The 20,939-nt window shown below is 71.4% G+C and carries 18 protein-coding genes; 16 read left to right on the top strand and 2 right to left on the bottom strand.

What is annotated here, in order from left to right; genetic code table 11:
* The first annotated feature begins 20 nt into the window (after positions 1-20).
* The 10 genes from G127AT_RS02675 (at position 21) to G127AT_RS02630 (ending at position 8,395) form a co-directional block, all read left to right on the top strand.
* Complete coding sequence (locus G127AT_RS02675; protein WP_210899500.1) at positions 21-497, top strand: Cg1360 family ATP-synthase-associated protein; 477 nt, start codon at positions 21-23, stop codon at positions 495-497.
* Positions 498-650: 153 nt separating this feature from the next.
* Positions 651-1,448, top strand: coding sequence for a F0F1 ATP synthase subunit A (gene atpB, locus G127AT_RS02670; protein WP_244857700.1), 798 nt, complete (start codon positions 651-653; stop codon positions 1,446-1,448).
* A 43-nt stretch (positions 1,449-1,491) separates the two neighbouring features.
* Positions 1,492-1,728 carry an ATP synthase F0 subunit C gene (gene atpE, locus G127AT_RS02665; RefSeq protein WP_210899496.1) on the top strand — a complete coding sequence of 79 codons (237 nt, stop codon included), beginning with the start codon at positions 1,492-1,494 and terminating at the stop codon, positions 1,726-1,728.
* A gap of 28 nt (positions 1,729-1,756) precedes the next feature.
* Positions 1,757-2,323 carry a F0F1 ATP synthase subunit B gene (locus G127AT_RS02660; RefSeq protein ID WP_210899494.1) on the top strand — a complete coding sequence of 189 codons (567 nt, stop codon included), beginning with the start codon at positions 1,757-1,759 and terminating at the stop codon, positions 2,321-2,323.
* A gap of 3 nt (positions 2,324-2,326) precedes the next feature.
* On the top strand, positions 2,327-3,115 hold the full coding sequence (locus G127AT_RS02655; RefSeq protein WP_210899492.1) for a F0F1 ATP synthase subunit delta: 789 nt from the start codon (positions 2,327-2,329) through the stop codon (positions 3,113-3,115).
* Between the two features lie 28 nt (positions 3,116-3,143).
* Positions 3,144-4,784, top strand: a complete 1,641-nt coding sequence (gene atpA / locus G127AT_RS02650) for a F0F1 ATP synthase subunit alpha (RefSeq protein ID WP_210899490.1) — start codon at positions 3,144-3,146, stop codon at positions 4,782-4,784.
* A 102-nt stretch (positions 4,785-4,886) separates the two neighbouring features.
* A complete protein-coding gene (locus G127AT_RS02645; protein ID WP_210899488.1) occupies positions 4,887-5,798 on the top strand; it encodes a F0F1 ATP synthase subunit gamma in 912 nt (303 codons plus the stop codon).
* Positions 5,799-5,817: 19 nt separating this feature from the next.
* Entirely contained in the window at positions 5,818-7,281 is a 1,464-nt protein-coding gene (gene atpD / locus G127AT_RS02640) for a F0F1 ATP synthase subunit beta (protein WP_210899486.1), read from the top strand.
* 2 nt (positions 7,282-7,283) lie between these two features.
* On the top strand, positions 7,284-7,544 hold the full coding sequence (locus tag G127AT_RS02635) for a F0F1 ATP synthase subunit epsilon (RefSeq protein WP_210899484.1): 261 nt from the start codon (positions 7,284-7,286) through the stop codon (positions 7,542-7,544).
* On the top strand, positions 7,541-8,395 hold the full coding sequence (locus G127AT_RS02630; protein ID WP_342344066.1) for a YaaA family protein: 855 nt from the start codon (positions 7,541-7,543) through the stop codon (positions 8,393-8,395). Before G127AT_RS02635 ends, G127AT_RS02630 begins: the two co-directional genes overlap by 4 nt.
* Before the next feature lie 55 nt (positions 8,396-8,450).
* Here the strand turns inward: G127AT_RS02630 and G127AT_RS02625 are convergent, their stop codons facing one another.
* Entirely contained in the window at positions 8,451-9,062 is a 612-nt protein-coding gene (locus tag G127AT_RS02625; protein ID WP_280527591.1) for a DNA-3-methyladenine glycosylase I, read from the bottom strand.
* Positions 9,059-9,550 carry a methylated-DNA--[protein]-cysteine S-methyltransferase gene (locus tag G127AT_RS02620; RefSeq protein WP_210899482.1) on the bottom strand — a complete coding sequence of 164 codons (492 nt, stop codon included), beginning with the start codon at positions 9,548-9,550 and terminating at the stop codon, positions 9,059-9,061. The genes G127AT_RS02625 and G127AT_RS02620 overlap by 4 nt, the downstream gene beginning before the upstream one ends.
* A gap of 127 nt (positions 9,551-9,677) precedes the next feature.
* Between G127AT_RS02620 and G127AT_RS02615 the strand changes: the two genes are divergently transcribed.
* The 6 genes from G127AT_RS02615 (at position 9,678) to G127AT_RS02590 (ending at position 20,901) form a co-directional block, all read left to right on the top strand.
* Positions 9,678-10,637 carry an aldo/keto reductase gene (locus G127AT_RS02615; RefSeq protein WP_210899480.1) on the top strand — a complete coding sequence of 320 codons (960 nt, stop codon included), beginning with the start codon at positions 9,678-9,680 and terminating at the stop codon, positions 10,635-10,637.
* A 158-nt stretch (positions 10,638-10,795) separates the two neighbouring features.
* The gene (locus tag G127AT_RS02610; RefSeq protein WP_210899478.1) at positions 10,796-12,022 is read left to right on the top strand and encodes a DUF4192 family protein; all 1,227 of its coding nucleotides are present in this window, start codon (positions 10,796-10,798) and stop codon (positions 12,020-12,022) included.
* Positions 12,023-12,100: 78 nt separating this feature from the next.
* A complete protein-coding gene (locus G127AT_RS02605; protein ID WP_210899476.1) occupies positions 12,101-13,012 on the top strand; it encodes an FHA domain-containing protein in 912 nt (303 codons plus the stop codon).
* A gap of 28 nt (positions 13,013-13,040) precedes the next feature.
* A complete protein-coding gene (locus tag G127AT_RS02600) occupies positions 13,041-13,838 on the top strand; it encodes a PP2C family protein-serine/threonine phosphatase (RefSeq protein ID WP_210899474.1) in 798 nt (265 codons plus the stop codon).
* 2 nt (positions 13,839-13,840) lie between these two features.
* The gene (locus tag G127AT_RS02595) at positions 13,841-15,034 is read left to right on the top strand and encodes a serine/threonine-protein kinase (RefSeq protein WP_210899472.1); all 1,194 of its coding nucleotides are present in this window, start codon (positions 13,841-13,843) and stop codon (positions 15,032-15,034) included.
* Positions 15,031-20,901: an Ig-like domain-containing protein gene (locus tag G127AT_RS02590; protein WP_210899470.1), complete on the top strand. Its 5,871-nt coding sequence runs from the start codon at positions 15,031-15,033 to the stop codon at positions 20,899-20,901. Before G127AT_RS02595 ends, G127AT_RS02590 begins: the two co-directional genes overlap by 4 nt.
* Positions 20,902-20,939 lie beyond the last annotated feature (38 nt).

Raw genomic sequence — 20,939 nt, 5'->3', positions numbered from 1 at the left:
CGACCCCGAACTGGAGCCGCATGACCGCCGACACCCCCTCATCCGCCGACCGTACGCCGACCTCGACGCCGGTGCTGAAGGCCGCCCTGCGATGGGGCGGGCTCTTCGCCGCGATCATCCTCGTCGTCGGAGCCGTCGTCGGCTGGTTCGTCGCCGAATGGACCGGAGTCGTCAGCGCCCTGATCGGCACGGGCATCGCGGTCGTCTTCATGGGCATCACGGCCGCGAGCATCCTCCTGGCCAACCGCTTCGCGAACAGCGAGGCGTTCATCGGCGCCTTCTTCGGGATCGTGCTCGGCGGATGGCTCGTGAAGCTCATCGTCTTCGTCGTGATCGTGCTCGTGCTGCGCGGGCAACCGTGGCTGCACCCGATGGTGCTGTTCCTGAGCGTCGTCGCCGGCGTCGTCGCCTCGCTCGCGGCCGACGTCATCGCCATGACGCGATCGCGGGTCCCGTACACGGATGCACGGCTGCCGAAGCCGCCGGAGGACGTCTGACGATTCGTCGCGGGGCGGTCTCTTTGCTACAGTGTGTAGAGATCCCCCACGGTTTTCGCACCACTGTCGTGTGCGAAAACCGATTCCATGTTCGCCGCCGCGAGAGCCGAGCTCCACGCCCCGATTCAGGAGATAGCGCTGCTAGCTAACGCTGTGAACCTGCTGGTTCAGACCGAGTCCGAAGATGGTGGCTTCCACGCTCCCTCGATCTGGGAATTCTTCCCCGAGGTGTTCCTGTTCGAAGGCACGCCGTTCGCGATCAACCGCGTGATGCTGGTCCGCTTCGTCGCGGTCATCGCGCTGATCCTCGTGTTCTGGCTCGGCACGCGGAAGATGAAGGTCGTTCCCGGCCGCTTCCAGAGCCTCGTCGAGATGGGTCTCGACGTCGTGCGCGTGAACATCGGCGAGGACCTCCTGGGCAAGAAGGACGCGAAGCGCTTCCTGCCGATCCTCACGACGATCTTCTTCATGGTGCTGTTCATGAACCTGACGGGCATCATCCCGTTCCTGAACCTCGCCGGCACCGCCGTCATCGGCGTCCCGCTCGTCCTCGCCGTGATCTCCTACGTCACCTTCATCTACGCCGGCATCAAGAAGAGCCCCGGCAAGTTCTTCAAGAACTCGCTCTTCCCGGCCGGTGTGCCGTGGCCCGTCTACATCATCGTCACGCCGATCGAGTTCATCTCGACCTTCATCATCCGGCCCGTGACGCTCACGCTCCGACTGCTCATGAACATGATCGTCGGGCACCTGCTGCTCGTCCTGTTCTTCTCGGCGACGCAGTTCTTCCTGTTCACCCTGAGCGGCTGGTGGTCGGTGCTCTCGGCCGGCAGCTTCGCCTTCGGGTTCGCCTTCACCCTCTTCGAGATCCTCGTCGCGGTGCTGCAGGCCTACGTCTTCACGCTCCTCACCGCGGTCTACATCCAGCTCGCGGTCGCCGAGGAGCACTGAGCCGGGCTCACGCCCACCCCCTCCCAACGAAAGGAAATCCCACGTGGACGCAACGACTGTTCTCGCGGACATCTCTGGCAGCATCGCGACGGTCGGCTACGGCCTCGCTGCGATCGGCCCGGCCATCGGCGTCGGCATCGTCGTCGGCAAGACGATCGAGGGCGTCGCCCGCCAGCCCGAGCTCGCCGGCCGCCTGCAGGTGCTGATGTGGATCGGTATCGCCTTCACCGAGGCGCTCGCCTTCGTCGGCATCGCCACGGGCTTCATCTTCGGCTTCTGATCCCACCGCTCCCACCTAGGAGGCAATCGTGCTTCATGCAGTCCTGAGAGCTGCAACCGAGGGTGAGGGGACCCCGCCGGTCCTGCTCCCTGCGGACTACGACATCTTCTGGTCCGCGGTCATCTTCGTCATCCTGCTCTTCTTCTTCTGGAAGATGGTGCTGCCCCGCGTGCAGACGATGCTCGACGAGCGTTCCGCCGCGATCGAGGGCAACATCGCCAAGGCCGATGAGGCGCAGCGTCAGGCCGAGGCCGCGCTCGAGGAGTACACGGCCCAGCTCGCCGATGCGCGCGCCGAGGCCGGTCAGATCCGCGAGTCCGCTCGCGAAGACGGCAAGAAGATCGTCTCCGAGGCCAAGGAGCAGGCCACGACCGAGGCCGCACGCGTCACCGCGAGCGCCCAGGCGCAGATCGAGGCCGAGCGTCAGACGGCGCTCGTCTCGCTCCGCTCCGAGGTCGGCACCCTCGCGATCGACCTCGCCTCCGGCGTCATCGGAGAGACCCTCTCCGACGACCAGAAGGCCAAGGCCGTCGTCGACCGCTTCCTCGCCGACCTCGAGGCCAGCGAGCAGGCCGCGGCCGGAAAGACCAGCTAGAGCATGGGCAGCGCTACGAGCCAGGCACTCGCCGACGCACGCGATGCGGTGGCGAAGCTCGGCACCGTTCCGGCGGCACTGGCCGAGGAGCTCTTCTCGGCCGGTCTCGTCGTCGGCGATTCCCTGCAGCTGCGCCACGCCCTGAGCGACCCCGAGGTCGCCTCGACCGAGAAGCGCGCCCTGCTCGGCGCGATCTTCGGCTCGAAGCTCTCACCGGCCGCCCTCGAGCTGCTCGACGGGCTCGCCGCGGCCCGCTGGTCGCGTTCGAGCGACCTGCTCGTCGGGATCGAGGAGGCCGGCCTCCGGTCCGCGGCAGCCTCGACCGAGGCGGACGTGTCGGGCGAGCTGTTCGGCGTCGAGCGCCTCGTCGCCGGCGATGCCGAGCTCGAACTCGCGCTCGGCAGCAAGCTGAGCCCCGTCGAGACGAAGGTCGGCGTCGTCGAACGCCTGCTCACCGGCAAGGTCTCCCCGCAGACGGTCGCCATCGTCCGCCACCTCGTGCAGCAGCCTCGCGGCCGCCGCATCGGGGAGCTGCTGCGCCACGCCGCCGCGGTCACGGCCGATGCCCGTGGGTTCCAGATCGCGACCGTGACGAGCGCCGCACCGCTCGGCGAGGCGCAGACCACCCGACTCGAGCAGAGCCTGACCGCCCAGTACGGGCGGCCGCTCCGCATCAACGCGATCGTGGACCCCGCCCTCGTCGGCGGGCTCCGCGTGCAGATCGGCGATGACGTCATCGACGGCACCATCGCCAGCCGCCTCAGCGCCCTGAGGCAGAAGCTTGCCGGCTGACGCCGGGCCCCCAGAAAAGGAAATGGCAATGGCAGAACTCTCCATCAGCCCCGACGAGATCCGTTCGGCTCTCTCGGAGTTCGTCTCGTCCTACGAGCCGGGCAAGGCAGAGACGACCGAGGTCGGTCGCGTCACCGACGCCGCCGACGGCATCGCCCACGTCGAGGGCCTGCCCTCGGTCATGGCGAACGAGCTCATCCGCTTCGCGGACGGCACCCTCGGGCTCGCGCAGAACCTCGACGAAGACGAGATCGGCGTCATCGTGCTCGGCGAGTTCACCGGCATCGAAGAGGGCATGGAGGTGACCCGCACGGGCGAGGTCCTCTCGGTCCCCGTCGGCGAGGGCTACCTCGGCCGCGTCGTCGACCCGCTCGGCAACCCGATCGACGGTCTCGGCGAGATCGCCTCGATCGAAGGCCGTCGCGCCCTCGAACTGCAGGCGCCGGGCGTCATGCAGCGCAAGTCGGTGCACGAGCCGCTGCAGACCGGCATCAAGGCCATCGACGCGATGATCCCCGTCGGCCGCGGCCAGCGCCAGCTCATCATCGGCGACCGCCAGACCGGCAAGACGGCCATCGCGATCGACACGATCATCAACCAGAAGGCCAACTGGGAGTCGGGTGACGTCAACAAGCAGGTTCGCTGCATCTACGTCGCCATCGGCCAGAAGGGCTCGACCATCGCTTCGGTGAAGGGCGCCCTCGAAGACGCCGGGGCCATGGAGTACACGACGATCGTCGCCGCTCCGGCCTCGGACTCGGCGGGCTTCAAGTACCTCGCCCCCTACACCGGCTCGGCCATCGGCCAGCACTGGATGTACGACGGCAAGCACGTCCTCATCATCTTCGACGACCTGTCGAAGCAGGCCGAGGCCTACCGCGCCGTGTCGCTCCTCCTCCGTCGTCCGCCGGGACGCGAAGCCTACCCGGGCGACGTCTTCTACCTGCACTCCCGCCTGCTCGAGCGTTGCGCGAAGCTCTCCGATGAGCTCGGCGCCGGCTCGATGACGGGTCTGCCGATCATCGAGACGAAGGCCAACGACGTGTCGGCCTACATCCCGACCAACGTGATCTCGATCACCGACGGCCAGATCTTCCTGCAGTCCGACCTCTTCAACGCCAACCAGCGCCCCGCGGTCGACGTCGGCATCTCGGTCTCCCGAGTCGGCGGTGACGCGCAGCAGAAGTCGATCAAGAAGGTCTCCGGCACGCTCAAGCTCGAGCTCGCCCAGTACCGCTCGATGCAGGCCTTCGCGATGTTCGCGAGCGACCTCGACGCGGCCAGCCGCCGTCAGCTCGAGCGCGGCGCGCGCCTGACCGAGCTGCTGCGCCAGCCGCAGTACACGCCGTACCCCGTCGAAGACCAGGTCGTCTCGATCTGGGCCGGCACGAACGGCAAGCTCGACGAGGTTCCCGTCGAAGACATCCTGCGCTTCGAGCGCGAGCTGCTCGACTACCTCGGTCGCAACACCGAGATCCTCACGGCCATCCGCGACTCGGGCAAGCTCGAGGACGACGTGGTGAGCGAGCTCGCCGCCGCCGTCGACCGCTTCAAGCTCGAGTTCCAGACCGGCGAGGGCAAGCCGCTCGCCTCGGTCGGCCGCGAGGAGTTCGAGGCGATCAACGAGGAAGAAGTCGTCCAGGAGCAGATCGTCAAGGGTCGCCGCTAAGCATCCGCCGCTCGAGGCGCCGCACCGCGGCGGATCGGAACGGAACACGATTCGATCCGCCGCAGGTGCGGGCCTCGGACACCGGAAGGACACAGGAGAAACATGGGAGCGCAGCTTCGGGTCTACCGCCAGAAGATCAAGTCCGCCCAGACCACCAAGAAGGTCACGCGGGCGATGGAGCTCATCTCGGCGTCGCGGATCCAGAAGGCCCTGAACCGGGCGCAGGCTTCGACGCCGTACTCGAACGCGATCACGCGCGCCGTGTCCGCCGTGGCGAGCTACTCGAACGTCGACCACGTGCTGACGACCGAGCCCGAGCGCGTCGAGCGCGCCGCGATCGTCGTCTTCACGGCCGACCGCGGCCTCGCCGGCGCCTTCAACTCGCAGGTGCTCCGCGAGGCGGAGGAGCTCGCCGAGCTGCTCCGCGGCCAGGGCAAGGACATCGTCTACTACCTGATCGGCCGCAAGGCCGTCGGGTACTTCACCTTCCGGAAGCGCGACTACGTCCGCAGCTGGGTGGGCGGCACCGATACGCCCGACTTCGAGACGGCCAAGGAGATCAGCGACACGGTCCTCGAGTCGTTCACGACCGATGCCGCCGACGGCGGGGTCGATGAGATCCACATCGTCTACAACCACTTCGTGAGCCGGATGACCCAGGCCCCCGTCGTCACACGCCTGCTGCCGCTCGAGATCGTCGAGGCCGACGAGGCCGAGACGTCCGGCAAGTCCGAGGTGTTCCCGCTCTACGAGTTCGAGCCCGACGCCGAAACGGTGCTCGACGCGCTGCTTCCGGTCTACATCGAGAGCCGCATCTTCAACGCCATGCTCGACTCGGCTGCAGCCAAGCACGCGGCGACGCAGAAGGCGATGAAGTCGGCCTCCGACAACGCCGACAAGCTCATCCGGGACTACACGCGACTGGCCAACAACGCGCGCCAGGCCGAGATCACGCAGCAGATTTCCGAGATCGTGGGCGGTGCCGACGCACTCGCGTCGTCCGCACAGGACTGAATCAGAAGAGGAAGAACACATGACTGACACCGCTACCGCCCCTGGTGCGGCCCAGTCGACGGCCGGCGCCGTCGGCCGTGTCGCCCGCGTCACGGGCCCCGTCGTGGACATCGAGTTCCCGCATGACGCGATCCCCGACATCTACAACGCCCTGCAGACCGAGATCACCCTCGGCGGCGAGACGTTCACCCTCACCCTCGAGGTCGCCCAGCACCTCGGCGACGACGTCGTGCGCGCCATCGCCCTGAAGCCGACCGACGGCCTCGTCCGCGGCCAGGAGGTCAGCGACACCGGCGCCCCCATCTCGGTGCCCGTCGGCGACGTCACCAAGGGCAAGGTCTTCAACGTCACCGGCGAGGTGCTGAACGCCGAGCCCGGCGAGCAGATCGAGATCACCGAGCGCTGGCCGATCCACCGCAAGGCCCCCGCCTTCGACCAGCTCGAGTCGAAGACGACCATGTTCGAGACCGGCATCAAGTCGATCGACCTCCTCACCCCGTACGTGCAGGGCGGCAAGATCGGCCTCTTCGGCGGTGCTGGCGTCGGCAAGACCGTCCTCATCCAGGAGATGATCCAGCGCGTCGCGCAGGACCACGGCGGTGTGTCCGTGTTCGCCGGCGTCGGCGAGCGCACCCGTGAGGGCAACGACCTCATCGCCGAGATGGAGGAGGCGGGCGTCTTCGACAAGACCGCCCTCGTCTTCGGCCAGATGGACGAGCCGCCGGGGACGCGCCTGCGCGTCGCCCTCTCGGCCCTCACGATGGCGGAGTACTTCCGCGACGTGCAGAAGCAGGACGTGCTGCTCTTCATCGACAACATCTTCCGCTTCACCCAGGCCGGTTCCGAGGTCTCGACGCTGCTCGGCCGCATGCCCTCCGCCGTGGGCTACCAGCCGAACCTCGCCGACGAGATGGGCATCCTGCAGGAGCGCATCACCTCGACGCGCGGCCACTCGATCACCTCGCTGCAGGCGATCTACGTGCCCGCCGACGACTACACCGACCCGGCACCGGCGACGACGTTCGCGCACCTCGACGCGACCACCGAGCTCTCGCGCGAGATCGCCTCGCAGGGTCTGTACCCCGCGATCGACCCGCTGACCTCGACGAGCCGCATCATGGACCCCCGCTACCTCGGCGAGGACCACTACCGCGTCGCCACGACCGTCAAGCAGATCCTCCAGAAGAACAAGGAGCTGCAGGAGATCATCGCCATCCTCGGTGTCGACGAGCTCTCCGAGGAAGACAAGATCACCGTCTCCCGCGCGCGCCGCATCCAGCAGTTCCTCTCGCAGAACACCTACATGGCGAAGAAGTTCACCGGTGTCGAGGGTTCGACCGTGCCGCTGAAGGAGACCATCGAATCGTTCGATGCGATCGCCAAGGGCGAGTTCGACCACGTGGCCGAGCAGGCGTTCTTCAACGTCGGCCCGATCTCGGACGTCGAAGCCAAGTGGGCGCAGATCCAGAAGGAGAACGGCTGATCATGGCCGCGCTGAACGTCAGCGTCGTCTCGGCCGAACAGGAGATCTGGTCGGGCGAGGCGAGCATGGTCGTCGCCAAGACCGTCGAAGGCGAGATCGGCATCCTGCCCGGGCACGAGCCCATGCTCGCGATCCTGGCGAGCGGCGAGGTGCGGCTCACGCTGCCCGACGGTGAGAAGCTCACCGCCGACGCGGCCGACGGCTTCCTCTCCGTCCAGTCGAATTCGGTCCAGGTCGTCGCCTCGCGCGCCGCACTCGTCTGAGTCGACGCCGCTCGGACGAACCGACCGAACGCTTCCGCACCCGCCCCGCACCATGCGCGGGCGGGTGCGGCGTATCCACCCCGAACCACAGGAGCCCGCAGCTGCGCATCATCCTTCCTCCGTCGGAGACGAAGCGCTCCGGCGGCGACGGCCCGCCCCTGGCCGCCGGAAGCCTCGCCTTCCCCGAACTCGACGCCGCCCGCAGGCCGCTCCTCGACGCCGTCGTACGCCTCGCCGGCGATCGCGAGGCGAGCATCCATGCCCTGAAGCTCGGACCGAAGCAGCACGATGAGGTCGACCGGAACCTGACCCTCCTCGAGTCGCCGACGATGCCGGTCATCGACCGTTTCACCGGGGTGCTCTACGAAGGGCTGGATGCCGGGACCCTGTCGGAGACGGCGCGCGAGTTCGCCCGGGAGCATCTGCTCGTCCACTCCGCGCTGTTCGGCATCCTCGGCGGCCTCGACCGGGTGCCGGCCTACCGGCTCTCGCACGACTCCCGGGTGCCCGGGTTCGTGCTGAAGCGGCACTGGGCGCCGCAGCTCGCTGCGGTGCTCGAAGCCGAGTCCGGGCTGCTGCTCGACCTGCGGTCGGAGGCGTACGCCGCATTGGGCCCGGCGCCGGTGCGGCCCGATTCCGTCTACCTGCGGGTGCTCACCGAGGGGCCGGGCGGAGTGCGGCGGGCGCTGAACCACTTCAACAAGCAGGCCAAGGGGCGGTTCGCACGCGCCCTGCTGGAACAGGGGGAGGCGTTCGGCGACGTCTCGGCGCTGCTGGCCTGGGCCGAGGCCGCCGGCTGGCGCCTGGAGACCCTGCCGGAACGCCCCGGAGAGCTCGCGCTGATCGTCTGAGCCGACGAGGCCCGTGCGGCCCGGTCGGGCCCGCCCGAGCGGGCCGTGTGCCGGATCACGCCACGGCGCGGAAGCAGCCCTCGACGTGATCGTCGACCATGCCGGCCGACTGCATGAGCGCGTACATCGTCGTCGGCCCGACGAAGCGGAAGCCGCGTCTGCGCAGCTCCGCGCTGAGCGCCGTCGACTCCGGAGTCGACGCGGGCACCTCGCCGAAGCCCCGCGGCGCGCGCGAGCGGGGCTCCGGAGCGAACGACCACATGAGCTCGTCGAGGGGCACATCGAGTTCGAGGTACGCACGTGCGTTGGCGATCGTAGCCTCGATCTTGCGGCGATTGCGGATGATGCCGGTATCGCCCATGAGGCGCTCGACGTCGCCGGCATCCATCGCGGCCACCCGCTCGGGGTCGAAGCCGTGGAACGCGCGGCGGAAGCCCTCGCGCCGCTTCAGGATCGTGATCCACGACAGGCCCGACTGGAACGCCTCGAGGTTGAGCTTCTCGAACAGGCGCAGCGGGTCGCGCTGCACGGTTCCCCATTCCTCATCGTGGTACCGCTGGTATTCGGGGTCGCTGCCGGACCAGGCGCAGCGGACCACCCCGTCCTCGCCGGTGCGGATCGCCTCGGGGAAGCGGCGGTCGGCGTCGGTCTCGGGGCCCGCGCTCACGCAGCGAAGCCGATCTGCTCAAGCCCGAGCAGACGCAGCTTCGTGGGGACGCCCTCGCCGCCGGAGTACCCGGTGACGCGGCCGTCCGAGGCGAGCACCCGATGGCACCCGACGATGATCGGGATGGGGTTGGCCCCGACGGCACCGCCGATCGCACGCGCGGCGCTCGGTCGGCCCACCGCTGCGGCGATCGAACCGTAGGAGGTCGCCTCGCCCCAGCCGAGGCGCTGGATCTCGGCCCAGACGGCGCGCTGGAAGGGCGTGCCCTCCAGGCGGACCGGGATGTCGAACTCATGGCGTTCGCCCGCGAAGTACTCGCGGAGCTGGGCGGCGGCGGCTTCGAGCACCGCATTCGGGAGTTCGGGGAACCCGTCGTGGGGGAGCCGGCCCTCGCGCTCGATCGCGAGCGAGGTGAGGGCGGTGTCGTCCGCGGTCAGCTCGATGCGACCGATGGGGCTCGGCGTGCGGAGCAGGAACTGGCTGGTCATGGCTCTACGCTAGCCGCGGCCGCCGACATCGGCTCGCGGAAATCGGACATCGTCGGCGATCCGCGGGAATCGGAGGGTCGGAGGCGAGGTGTGGAGGAGAGGACGGGCTCGATCCTAGGCTGGACGCATGGCAGATCTCGAGTACCGTTCCCTCGGCCGAAGCGGGCTGCGCGTGTCGGCCGTCGGGCTCGGCGGCAACAACTTCGGCCGCCGCGGCACCGCGACCGAGTCGCCCGAGGGCACCCGCGCGGTGCTCGACGCGGCCCTGGCCGCGGGGGTGAACCTCATCGACACCGCCGATGTATACGGCAAGGAGTACGGCCTGAGCGAGAGCCTCCTCGGCGAGGCCCTGCAGGGGCGGCGGGACGAGGTCGTGATCGCCACGAAATTCGGCCACGCCGAGATCCCCTCGCCGCTGCCGGACTGGGGTTCGAAGGGCTCGCGCCGATACATCCGGCTCGCCGTCGAGGGCTCCCTCCGACGCCTGAAGACCGACTGGATCGACCTCTACCAGCTGCACACGCCCGATCCGGCGACGCCGATCGCGGAGACCCTCGCCGCACTCGACGAGCTCGTGCGCGAGGGCAAGGTCCGCTACATCGGGCATTCGAACCTCGCCGGCTGGCAGATCGCCGAGGCGGCCCTCACCGCGGAGCTGGCCGCCACCGAGTCGTTCATCTCCGCGCAGAACGAATACAGTCTCATCGTCCGCGACGCCGAAGCCGAGGTACTGCCCGCCGCGCGCGCCTTCGGCGTCGGATTCCTGCCGTACTTCCCGCTGCGGGCCGGGCTGTTGACGGGCAAGTTCACGCGCGAGGGCGGACCGGACGATTCGCGGATCATGCGCGAGCGCCGTGCGTACTTCGACGCCGCGCCCTGGGATGCGCTGGACCGGTATGCCGAGTGGTGCCGTGAGCACGGCGTCGCCATGCTCGAGGCGACCTTCGGCTGGATGCTCGCGCAGGACGGCCTCACGAGCGTCATCGCCGGGGCGACGAGGCCCGAGCAGATCGAGCAGAACGTGCGGGCGGGCTCGTGGCGGCCGAGCGCGGACGAGGCGGCGGAGATCGACGCGATCTTCGGCTGAGATCCCGCGGGGCGGCCGGATGCCGCGACGCGACGAACCTGCACGGCCGGCGGATGCCCGAGCGCACCGCTCCTCCACAGGGGCGCCGCGCACCTGCCGATTCCACGGCTTTCCGGAATCGCCTCGCGGGCCCGGCCCGGGCGGCGAGACTCGGCGGCATGTCGATCACCCTCACCGCACACCGCAGCCATGACCTCCTCGCCCTCGTCCCGTCGCTGGCAGGGTTCCGCCCGCGCGACTGCATCGTCTTCCTCGCCTTCTCGGGAACGGCCGCCGTCGCCGCGTTCCGTGCGCCGCTGCCGCGCGGCGAACGGGCCGACCGCGATGCCGTCGCCGCCCTGGCCGTCGGCATGCTGAGCCGCATGCCCGGCATCGACGGCGTCCTGCCGATCGTCTACACGAATCGCGCCTTCGGTCGGGGATGCCGCCCGCCGCGGGCATCCCTCTGCGAGTTCCTCGGAGGCCGGCTCGAGCAGGCGGGCTTCGCCGTCCGCGATGCGTTCGTCCTCGCCCGCGACGGGTGGGGATCCGTGTTCGACGAGGAGCTCCCGGCCGGCGGCCGGCCGATGTCGCTGATCGAGGAGAGCGAGGCGGCCGCGGCCGCACCGCCCGTCCCCGGCGCCCTGCACGAGGTCACCCGGCTGGCCGAGCTGCCGCCTCGCGACCGCGATCGCGCACGCAGCCTCGCCGTCCGCCGGCGTCGCCTCGGCGATGAGCTCCGTGCGGAGGTCGCCGGGCTGACGAACGCCGAGCGGCTGCGCGCGCTGCCGGGCGGCCGTTTCGACCCGATCGCGCTCGTGGAGGCCTTGCTCGTCGGCGACACCCGGCCCTCCGATGCGGAGGCGGATGCGGATCGCGCCGAAGCCCGACTCGACGAAGACGCCCTGCTGCTCGCCCATCTCGCCTCTCCCGCCGTGCGCGACGCCCTGACCCTGCAGATCGCCTTCGGCGCGAGGATCGGCGAACTCTCCCTCCTCGACGGCGCCCGCATCCACGAACGGGCCGAATACACGGGGGAGGCCTTCGACGACGCAGTCGTCGCACTGCGGGACCACCCCGTCACCGTCCGTCTGTCGAGCCTGTTCCGCGGCACGGCGACCACGCGGCCCGACCCCGACCGCATCGAACGGGCCATTGCACGACTCGCCGATATCGCCGCGCATGCGCCGCGTGCGGACCGGGCCGCCGTCGGAACGGTGCTCGCGTGGCTCGCCTGGAGCCTCGGACGCGGCAGCGCCGCCGGCGTCTTCGTCGACCGGGCCCTCGCCGCCGATCCCGGCTACGGGATGGCCCGTCTGCTGCACGCGATGCTCGGACGCGGGATGATGCCCGAATGGGCCTTCGCCGCCACGGCCGCCGCCGGCGAGCACGGACGGGCCGCCTGAGCCGCGCCGGCGGCGACCCGGCCGCCCGATCCACGCGGTCGCACGCGGCGCGGCCGTCGGCGTGCGAGACTTGCCGTCATGGAAGCGGGAGTGCTGCGCGGGCGTACGGGCAGCGGCCTGCACGTCGTCGCGGGCCGCAGCTTCGTCGCGGCCGTGGGCTCGCCCGTGTCGCCGACGGTGCTCGCAGCGCTCGTCGATGCGGCGGCGTCGGGCGCGGCCGTGCGACTCGAGCGGCTCATGGCCGCCCTGCCGACGGCCGGTGCCGATGCGGTCGGCGCGTTCGCCGTCGTCATCCGCGAGAGCGGACGGACGGATGCCTTCACCGTGGTGGCCCGCGGCGATCTCGTCGTCGAGCTCCGCGGCGAACGGCTGCGGCGGTTCACCTCGGGCGGCATCGTCCCGTTCCACCTCGCCGAGTTCGCCGCCGTCGACGGTTTCCGCATCATGCGCGGAGCGGATGCCGGCGCGCACCCCGGCGGCGAGGCCGCCGACGGCGGGGGGCCGGGGCATCCACCGGAGGGAGCCCGGCCGATCGGCCCGGGCGTCGCCGTCGATGCAGACCTCGTCGACTGGGCCGCCGAGCGACCCCTCGCCCCGCCCGCTGCCGCCGAAGCACCGGCCTCGCCCGCACCGCGGACGGCCAGGCCCGTGCGATACCGCATCGACGACGGCCCCGTGCGCCTGCTCGAAGGCACCGTGCGGATCGGCCGGGCCCCGCGCCGCGCGCGCATCCAGCGCGAGGACACCCTCGTCCTCACCGTCCCCGCGGCCGCGACGGTCTCGGGCACGCACCTCGAACTGCGCCGCGAGGGCACCCGGATCGTCGCCGACGACCTCGATTCGGCCAACGGCACGACCCTCATCCGGGGCGGGCTGCGCACCCGCATCCGCCCCGGCGAACCACGTGTCATCGAAGCGGGCACGCGACTTCAGCTCGGAGACGATACGATCGTCGAGATCCTGCCGAACCACGAGGAGCGCCCCGCGTGACCCCAGCCCGCTCGAAGAAGCCGATGCGATGACGCAGATCGGCCACGGAAACACGGGGCACACCGTCACCCTGCCGGACGGCACGGAGCTCGAACTCGCCTGGGCGGCGATGACCGATGTCGGCCTCCGGCGCGAGGTCAACGAAGACTCCTACATCGCCCAATGGCCGATCTTCGCCGTCGCCGACGGCATGGGCGGGCACGCCGCCGGCGATTTCGCAAGCGCCGCCGTCGTCACCCGCCTCGCCGAGCACGGCGGCCGGGACATCGTCGGCACGACCGAGATCGACTCGGCGCTGCGGCTGGCCGTCACCGACATGGGCCGCAGCACCGGCGTCACCGACGAGGGCAGCGGCACGACCGTCACGGGCGCGGCCGTCGGAATGATCGGGGACGAAGCGGCCTGGCTCATCTTCAACATCGGCGACTCGCGCGTCTACCGGCTCGAGAGCGGCGTGCTCGACCAGCTCACCGTCGACCATTCGATCGTGCAGGAACTCGTCGACGCCGGGCAGATCACCCGCGAGGAAGCCGACACGCACCCGCATTCGAACGTCATCACCCGTGCCGTGGGCTTCCACGAGGTGCCCGCGCCCGACTACCGCGCCGTCGAGATCGCCGAGGGCATGCGCCTGCTCGCCTGCTCCGACGGGCTGACCAAGGAGCTCACCTCCTACGGCATCCGCCACTTCCTGCTCGAGAACCCGAAGGCCGACGCCGCCGTGAAGGCGCTCGTCGACGCCGCGCTCGGCAACGGCGGCCGCGACAACATCACCGTCGTGGTCGTCGATGTGCTGAAGGTGCGCCGCCCGGACCCTGCGGGGTGACGATGACCGCCAGACTCCCGTCGGCCCCGCCGACGCTGCCCGGCTTCACCTTCGTGCGGGTGCTCGGATCGGGCGGTTTCGCCGACGTCTTCCTGTACGAGGAGAACTTTCCGCGCCGTCTCGTCGCGGTCAAGGTCATGCTCGCCGACATCGTCAGCGAAGAGGTACGAGCCGCCTTCCGCGCCGAGGCCGATCTCTCCGCGCAGCTCTCGGCGCACCCCTCGGTGCTCACCGTGCACCAGGCGGGGGTCTCTGCGGACGGCCGCCCGTACCTCGTCATGGAGCACTGCGTGGCGGGCCCCGCCCAGCGGTTCCGCACCGAACCGCTGCCCGTCACCGCGGCCCTGGCGACCACGATCCGCATCGCCGCCGCCGTCGAGACCGCGCATCGCAACGGCGTGCTGCACCGCGACATCAAACCCTCGAACATCCTCACGACCGCCTTCGGCCATCCCGTGCTCGGCGACTTCGGCATCGCGGCCACGATCGACGAGACCGATGTGAGCGATTCGCTCGGCCTGTCGATCCCGTGGTCGGCCCCCGAAGTGCTGCGCGGCGACGTCTCGGGCACGATCGCCAGCGAGGTGTGGTCGCTCGGTGCGACCGCCTACTCGCTGCTGGCCGGCCGCAGCCCCTTCGAAGGCCCGGAGCTCGACAACTCCTCGGCCGCCCTCATCGCACGCGTTCGGCGCGGCGACCCGCCGCCGACCGGCCGCAGCGACGTGCCGGCATCCCTCGAGGGGGTGCTCCGCCGCTCGATGAGCCGGGTGCCCGATGAACGCTACCCGGGAGCGCTCGCGTTCCTGCGCGATCTGCAGGCCGTCGAGGTCGAGCTCGGTCTCGAACCCACCGTGGCGGAGCTCGCGATCGGGGAATGGATCGAGGACGTCGCCGGAGATCGCGACGACCCCACCGTGCGTTCGGTCGCCGACGCCGTGCCGGCCGGCGGCGCGTCGCGCACCCCCCGGAGCCCCGTGCGCATGCCGCGGAAAGGCCCGAAGCAGGCCACCCCGGTGCCCGATACCTCGCGCATGCCGCTCTCGGCCGTGCGCCGGCGGCGCAACGCCCCGCTGTGGATCTCGGTGGGCCTGGCCGCGGCCCTCCTGATCGGCGCCGTCGGCGGCGCGCTGCTCGTCGGCGCCGCCGCCGAGCTCGACCTGCCGGCGATGGCCGGTCTGATCGGGGACCGGGGATGAAGCCCGCCCGCCGTCGCCTGCGACGGCTGGCGTTCGGCACCGCGGTCGTCGCGGCGGTCGCGCTGGCGGCGACCGTCATCGTCACCGCCGACGGCACCACCACCCGGCGGATGGATCTCGGCGATGCGGCCGTGTGGGTCGCCAACGAGCACCTGCACGCCGTGGGCCGTGCGAACACCGCGGTGCTCGAACTGAACAGCATCGTCGAAACCGGCGCCGATCGCGCGGTCGTCGCCCAGCGCGGTGCCGACGTGCTCGTCCTCGACCCCGAACGTGCCGGCATCGACGTCATCGACCCGGTGACCTCCGCCGTCACGGCGACCGTCGCCGCCCCGCCCGACACGCGGACCCTCGCGATCGCGGGGTCCAGGGCCGTCATCGGCGCCGACGGCGACGTATGGATCGTGCCCCTCGGCGAGCTCGAGCGCTTCGACAGCGGCAGCGAACCCGATCTCGGGTTCGGGCCGGGCACCCTGCTGTCGGTCGACGACGACGGCATGCTGTTCGCGTTCACCCCCGCCACCGGCGTCCTCGCCCGGGTCGACGCCGCCGACTCCGACCGGGTCGCCGAACGCTGGACGCTCGATGTCGACGCCGACCACGAATACCGGCTGAGCTCGGCCGGGGGTCGCTGGGCGGTCTACGACGTCGACGAGCGCGGCCTCCGAACCGCCGAGCGCACGATCGCACTGCCCGGAAATATGAGCGACGTCAGCCTGCAGGAGGCGTCGGCGGTCGGGGACCGCCTGGCGATCGCGCACCGCTCGGGCCTCATCGAGACGAACCTCGCCGACGGTTCGCTTTCGCGCCCGGTCGAGGGCCGGGCCGGCATCCCGGCCCCGCCCGTGCGGCAGGGCGGATGCCTCTATGCGGCCTGGGCCGACGGCACGGGCTGGCGCGGCTGCGCGGATGCCGAGGGGCAGCTCACCGAGCTCGCACGGCCGGCCGGGGCGCCCGATCTCGTCTTCCGCACCGCCGGCGAGGCGATCGTGCTGAACGACGCCCGCAGCGGCCGAAGCTGGGCCCCCGCCGACGGGTACGGCCTCATCGACAACTGGGACGCGATCCGCGACGCCGAGCAGACCGAGGAGACCGTCGAACGCCCCGACCCCGACACGCCGCCGACGATCGAGAAGGCGCAGCTGCCGCCGGTCGCCGTCGACGACGAACTGGGGGCCCGGCCCGGGCGCAGCACCATCCTGCCCGTGCTGCTGAACGACTCCGACGCGAACGGCGATGTGCTCGTCATCGAATCGATCGGCGAGGTGCCGGAGGGCATCGGCGTCGACATCGTCTCCGACGGCCAACAACTGCAACTGAGCGCCCCGGCCGAGGCGGCCGGCTCGTACGCGTTCGCCTACACGGTCGGCGACGGCCGCGGCGGCCGGGACACCGCCCGCGTCCGCGTCACGATGCGCCCGCCCGACGAGAATTCGCCGCCGAAGCAGATGCGGGCATCCACCGCCGTCATGGAGACGGGCGGGCGCATCACGCGAGACGTCCTCGCCGACTGGGTCGACCCCGACGGCGACACGATCTTCCTGCAGTCGGCCGAAGCCGCCGGCGACGACCTCGTCACCCACACGCCGGAAGGCCGGGTCGTGGTCGCCGAAGGCGGCGGATCCGCCCACGGGGTGCATCTGCTCGTCTCGGACGGGCGGGATGCCGGAAGCGGCGTGCTCGATGTCGAAGCGCGATCCGCCGGCACCGTGCCGCTCGTGGCCGACTCCTTCGTCGTGCGGGCGGCGGCCGGCGCCGAGGTCGAGATCCGCCCGCTCGAACACGTGCGCGGCGGCTCGGACGCGCCGCGCCTGTCGGCCGTGCCCGCGCGGGCCGATGCGGTCGTCACGACCGACTTCGACGCCGGCCGGTTCCGCTTCGAGAGCGCCGTCGCCGGCACCCACCTGCTCGAGTACAGCGTCACCGACGGGCGCCAGACGGCTACCGGCACCGTCCGCATCGAGGTGACCGCACCGCCCGACCGCGACACCGTGCCGATCACCGTGCCGCACACCGCGTTCCTGCGCGCCGGGCAGCCGGCCGACGCGGACGTGCTCGCCACCGACATCGACCCCATGGGCGGGGTGCTGCTCGTCACGTCCGCCGAAAGCGGAACCGACGGCGTCAGGGTCGAGGTCGTCGAGCACCGGGTGCTGCGCGTCACCCTCACCGCGCCGCTCGAGCGGGGCTCGGCGACCGTCGCCTACCGCGTCAGCAACGGGCTGGCCTCCGCCGACGGCGAACTGGCCATCGTCGAACTGCCCGTGCCCGTGCAACGGCAGCCGCCGACCGCCGTCGACGACACCGCATCCGTGCGCGTCGGCGGCGTCATCGACATCCCCGTGCTCGCCAACGATCTGCACCCGGACGGCGACGAGCTCACCCTCGACTCCGAGATCGTCGACCTGCCCGAGGCCGGCTTCGCCTTCGTCTCGGGGGAGACGCTGCGATTCGTCGCCCCGAGCGAGCCGGGCAGCGCCTCGGTGGTCTACCGGGTCACCGGCCCGGACGGCCAGTTCGCGACCGCGACGGCTCGCATCACCGTGCGCGAGGAGGACGCGGCCACGAACACCGCCCCGGCGCCGGCGACGATCGACGCCCGCGTGCTCGCCGGGCAGACGGTGCGGGTGCGGATCCCGCTCACGGGTGCCGATGCCGACGGCGACGCGGTGCAGTTCATCGGGGCCGACTCCGCCCCGGAACGCGGCGCGGTCACGGCATCCGGCGGCGACTGGCTCGAATACCGCGCCGGCGAGTACTCGGCCGGAACCGACGCCTTCGGCTACAGCGTCACCGACGCCCTCGGCGCCCGGGCCAGCGGAACCGTGCGCGTCGGCATCGCCCCGCAGAGCGGGAACGCGCAGGCGCCCGTCGCCGTCGAAGACGCCGTCACCGTACGCCCGGGCGCCCAGGTGGCCGTTCGGGTGCTCGCCAACGACTCCGACCCCGGCGGCGGCACCCTGCGCCTCGTCGGCATCGAGCCGACCGGCCAGGCCCGCGCCGAAGTCGACGGCGAACTCGTCCGGGTCGAAGCGCCCGAAGCAGAGGGCAGTTACGGCTTCGTCACGACCATCGAGAACGAACAGCGTGCGACGGCCTCCAGCTTCCTCGTCGTCGAGGTCGACGCCGACGCCCCGCCGGTGCCGCCCGTCGCATCCGACACCGTCCTCACCCTCTCCGACATCCAGGACCGGGCCAGCGTCGACGTCGACGTGTTGCGCAACGTCTTCGTACCCGAACGCGGCACCGCCGGGCTCGAGGTGTCGCTCCTGGCCGGATTCGACGCCGGTGCGAGCGTGCGCGCCGACGGCAAGGTGCGGGTCGAGGTCGCCGAACGCGGCCGGGTCGTGCCGTTCGCCGTCGGCGTGCCCGGCGACCCGGAGCGTCGCGCCTACGCCGTCATCCGCATCCCGGGCAGCGCCGACGCGATCCCGCAACTGCGCAAAGACGCGCCGGCCATCGTCGTGGCCAGCGGGCAGGAGACCCGCATCCCGCTCGAGGACGTCGTCGTGGCGGCCGCCGGCCGCACCGTGCGGCTGGTCGATCGGGCGGAGGTCGAGGCCACTCACAGCGACGGCGAAGCGGCGGCGACGGATGCCGTGACGCTCCGCTACCGCAGCGAACCCGGGTACTTCGGGCCGGCATCCATCGCCTTCACCGTCGTCGACGGGGAGGCCGGCGACCCGGACGCCCGCACCGCGGCCCTCGTGCTGCCGATCGAGGTCACCCCCGCCGAGGGGCAGCCGCCGAGCTTCACCGGAGGCGTCCTCGACTTCGAACAGGGTGCGACCCGCACGGTCGACCTGGTGCGGCTCACTCAGCACGCCGACCCCGAGGCGGCCGGCACACCGGGCTACCGGCTGCTCGACCCGGTCCCCTCCGGATTCCGCTTCCGCCTCGACGGGACGAAACTGACGATCACCGCCGAGCCCGGCACCGAGATCGGCACCCGCAGCCGCATCGGCATCGGCGTGCGCGACGGCGAGCTCGACGGCGTCGGCGGCCGGATCGAACTGCGCGTCGTGGCATCCACTCGGCCCCTGGCCCGCCCCGTCGCCGACGAGGCCGTCGTCACCCGCGGGCAGACGACCGTCGTCGACGTGCTCCGCAACGACCGGGCCGCCAACCCGTTCCCCGGAGAGGCGCTGCGCGTCGTCGGCCTCCGCGGGCTCGACGGGCTTCCGAAGGGCGTGAAGGTCGCGCCCGGCGACGACGGTGCGAAACTCGAGGTCTCGGTCGCCGCCGGAGCCGAGCCCGTGAACGCCGCCATCGACTACGAGGTCGCCGACGCCACCGGCGATGCGAGCCGCAACACCTGGGGGCGTCTCGTGATCTCGGTGCAGGACCGCCCGGACCCCGTCTCCTCGGTGCGGCTGACCGGCTTCGTCGACCGCGGCCTCGACGTCGCCTTCGCCGCCGGCGCCGCGAACAACGCACCCATCACCGGCTTCGAACTCGTCGCCCGCGACGCATCCGGCGCCGTCGTCTCGCGAAGCGAATGCGAGACCACGAGCTGCCGCATCCCCACCGGCGGCAACGGTCGCGAGCACGCCGTCGACGTGCAGATCTCCGCGCGGAACGCCGTCGGCGCCTCGACACCCGTCTCGCTCGGCGAGACCGTGTGGTCGGACATCGTGCCGGCGGCCCCGAGCGGGCTCGCCGCGACGCCGATCGACGGCGGGCTCCGCATCGCCTGGGACCCCGTCGACACCGGCGGCGGATCGGCCGTCGACGCCTACGTCCTCACCGTCGCCGGAAGGCAGTCGCAGCTGGGCGCCGCCTCCGCCTGCACGCGGAGCCGCTGCAGCGTCGATTGGACCGGCCTGGCCAACGGCACCGCCGTCGCCTTCACCGTCAGCGCCCGCAACCAGGCCTACCCCGCCTTCTCGCGCTGGGCCGAGGCCGGCGGCAGCGGCACCCCTTCGGGCGCGCCGGTGCCCGGCACGATCGAGGTCGCCGGCGATGCGGCCAACGGCCAGGTCACGGTGTCGTGGGCGCCCTTCTCGCCGAACGGCGACCCGGTGCGCGGGTACCTCGTCCAGCGCCTCACCGCCGACGCGACCGCCCCGCCCGGCGGCCCGCAGGCATGCCGCGTCAGCGAACCCGCCCCCGGCCAGCTCATCCGGCCATCCACCGGCGGCACCGTCGTCGAAGTCTTCGACGCCGGCCCGGGCACGACGAGCCTCCGTGTCGACGGCCTCGGTGCCGAATCGGTCCGCTACACCTTCGTCGTCTGGGGCTGGAACGGCTCCGGCTGCACGAGCACCGAGGTCGCCGGCGTAGTCGTCCGCCCCGCACCCGGCGCCGTGAACGGCCTCGCCGGCGACATGCGGATGACCGGCTCGGCCGACGCCCCCGTCTGGGATCGCTACCTGCGGCCGCCGTCGAGCTCGCACGCCTCGGTCGAGATCGTCGCCGTCGACGCGCGAGGATCCCAGATCCCCGGCACCCGGCGCAGCTACCAGGGCGAGAGCTGGCCGAGGCAGCTGCTCGACCGCCCCTACGGCGAGACCGTGCGCTTCCAATTGCGCGGCTGCACCGTCTGGGGCAGCTGCGGGGCCTGGTCGGAGGTGATGCCGGCGCTCGGCGTCGACTCGCCCTCGCTCACCTTCCGCCTGCCCGGCCGGACATGGAACGCGGCGGCCGGCACCTGGTCGTGGACGGGCGACCCCGACAACGCCGGGATCCCCGTCACCGCCTACCGCTGCGGCGTCGCCGGGTCCTCGGGCGCCAGGGCGCAGACCGGGACGAGCTGCACGGTGCCCGGGGCGATCCGGCCGTCGTGGGTCCGGCCCGATCAGTGGACCGCCCCCGCGGTCTGGTTGGATGTTGAGATCGGCGGCGTCGTCGCGAGGTTCGAGCAATGACGAACCCCGGCGGGCCGCCCACCGCCACCCCGGCGAGG

Origin of the sequence: Agromyces archimandritae (genome assembly GCF_018024495.1) — a bacterium.
GTDB classification, from domain to species: Bacteria; Actinomycetota; Actinomycetes; order Actinomycetales; family Microbacteriaceae; genus Agromyces; species Agromyces archimandritae.
This window is presented reverse-complemented; position numbering and strand designations above follow the sequence as displayed.

Coding starts and splice junctions, on each gene's coding strand:
- G127AT_RS02675 (WP_210899500.1), top strand. CDS start 21: ATGACCGCCGACACCCCCTCATCCGCCGACCGTACGCCGACCTCGACG.
- G127AT_RS02655 (WP_210899492.1), top strand. CDS start 2,327: ATGGGCAGCGCTACGAGCCAGGCACTCGCCGACGCACGCGATGCGGTG.
- atpA (WP_210899490.1), top strand. CDS start 3,144: ATGGCAGAACTCTCCATCAGCCCCGACGAGATCCGTTCGGCTCTCTCG.
- G127AT_RS02645 (WP_210899488.1), top strand. CDS start 4,887: ATGGGAGCGCAGCTTCGGGTCTACCGCCAGAAGATCAAGTCCGCCCAG.
- atpD (WP_210899486.1), top strand. CDS start 5,818: ATGACTGACACCGCTACCGCCCCTGGTGCGGCCCAGTCGACGGCCGGC.
- G127AT_RS02635 (WP_210899484.1), top strand. CDS start 7,284: ATGGCCGCGCTGAACGTCAGCGTCGTCTCGGCCGAACAGGAGATCTGG.
- G127AT_RS02620 (WP_210899482.1), bottom strand. CDS start 9,550: ATGACCAGCCAGTTCCTGCTCCGCACGCCGAGCCCCATCGGTCGCATC.
- G127AT_RS02615 (WP_210899480.1), top strand. CDS start 9,678: ATGGCAGATCTCGAGTACCGTTCCCTCGGCCGAAGCGGGCTGCGCGTG.
- G127AT_RS02610 (WP_210899478.1), top strand. CDS start 10,796: ATGTCGATCACCCTCACCGCACACCGCAGCCATGACCTCCTCGCCCTC.
- G127AT_RS02605 (WP_210899476.1), top strand. CDS start 12,101: ATGGAAGCGGGAGTGCTGCGCGGGCGTACGGGCAGCGGCCTGCACGTC.
- G127AT_RS02600 (WP_210899474.1), top strand. CDS start 13,041: ATGACGCAGATCGGCCACGGAAACACGGGGCACACCGTCACCCTGCCG.
- G127AT_RS02595 (WP_210899472.1), top strand. CDS start 13,841: ATGACCGCCAGACTCCCGTCGGCCCCGCCGACGCTGCCCGGCTTCACC.
- G127AT_RS02590 (WP_210899470.1), top strand. CDS start 15,031: ATGAAGCCCGCCCGCCGTCGCCTGCGACGGCTGGCGTTCGGCACCGCG.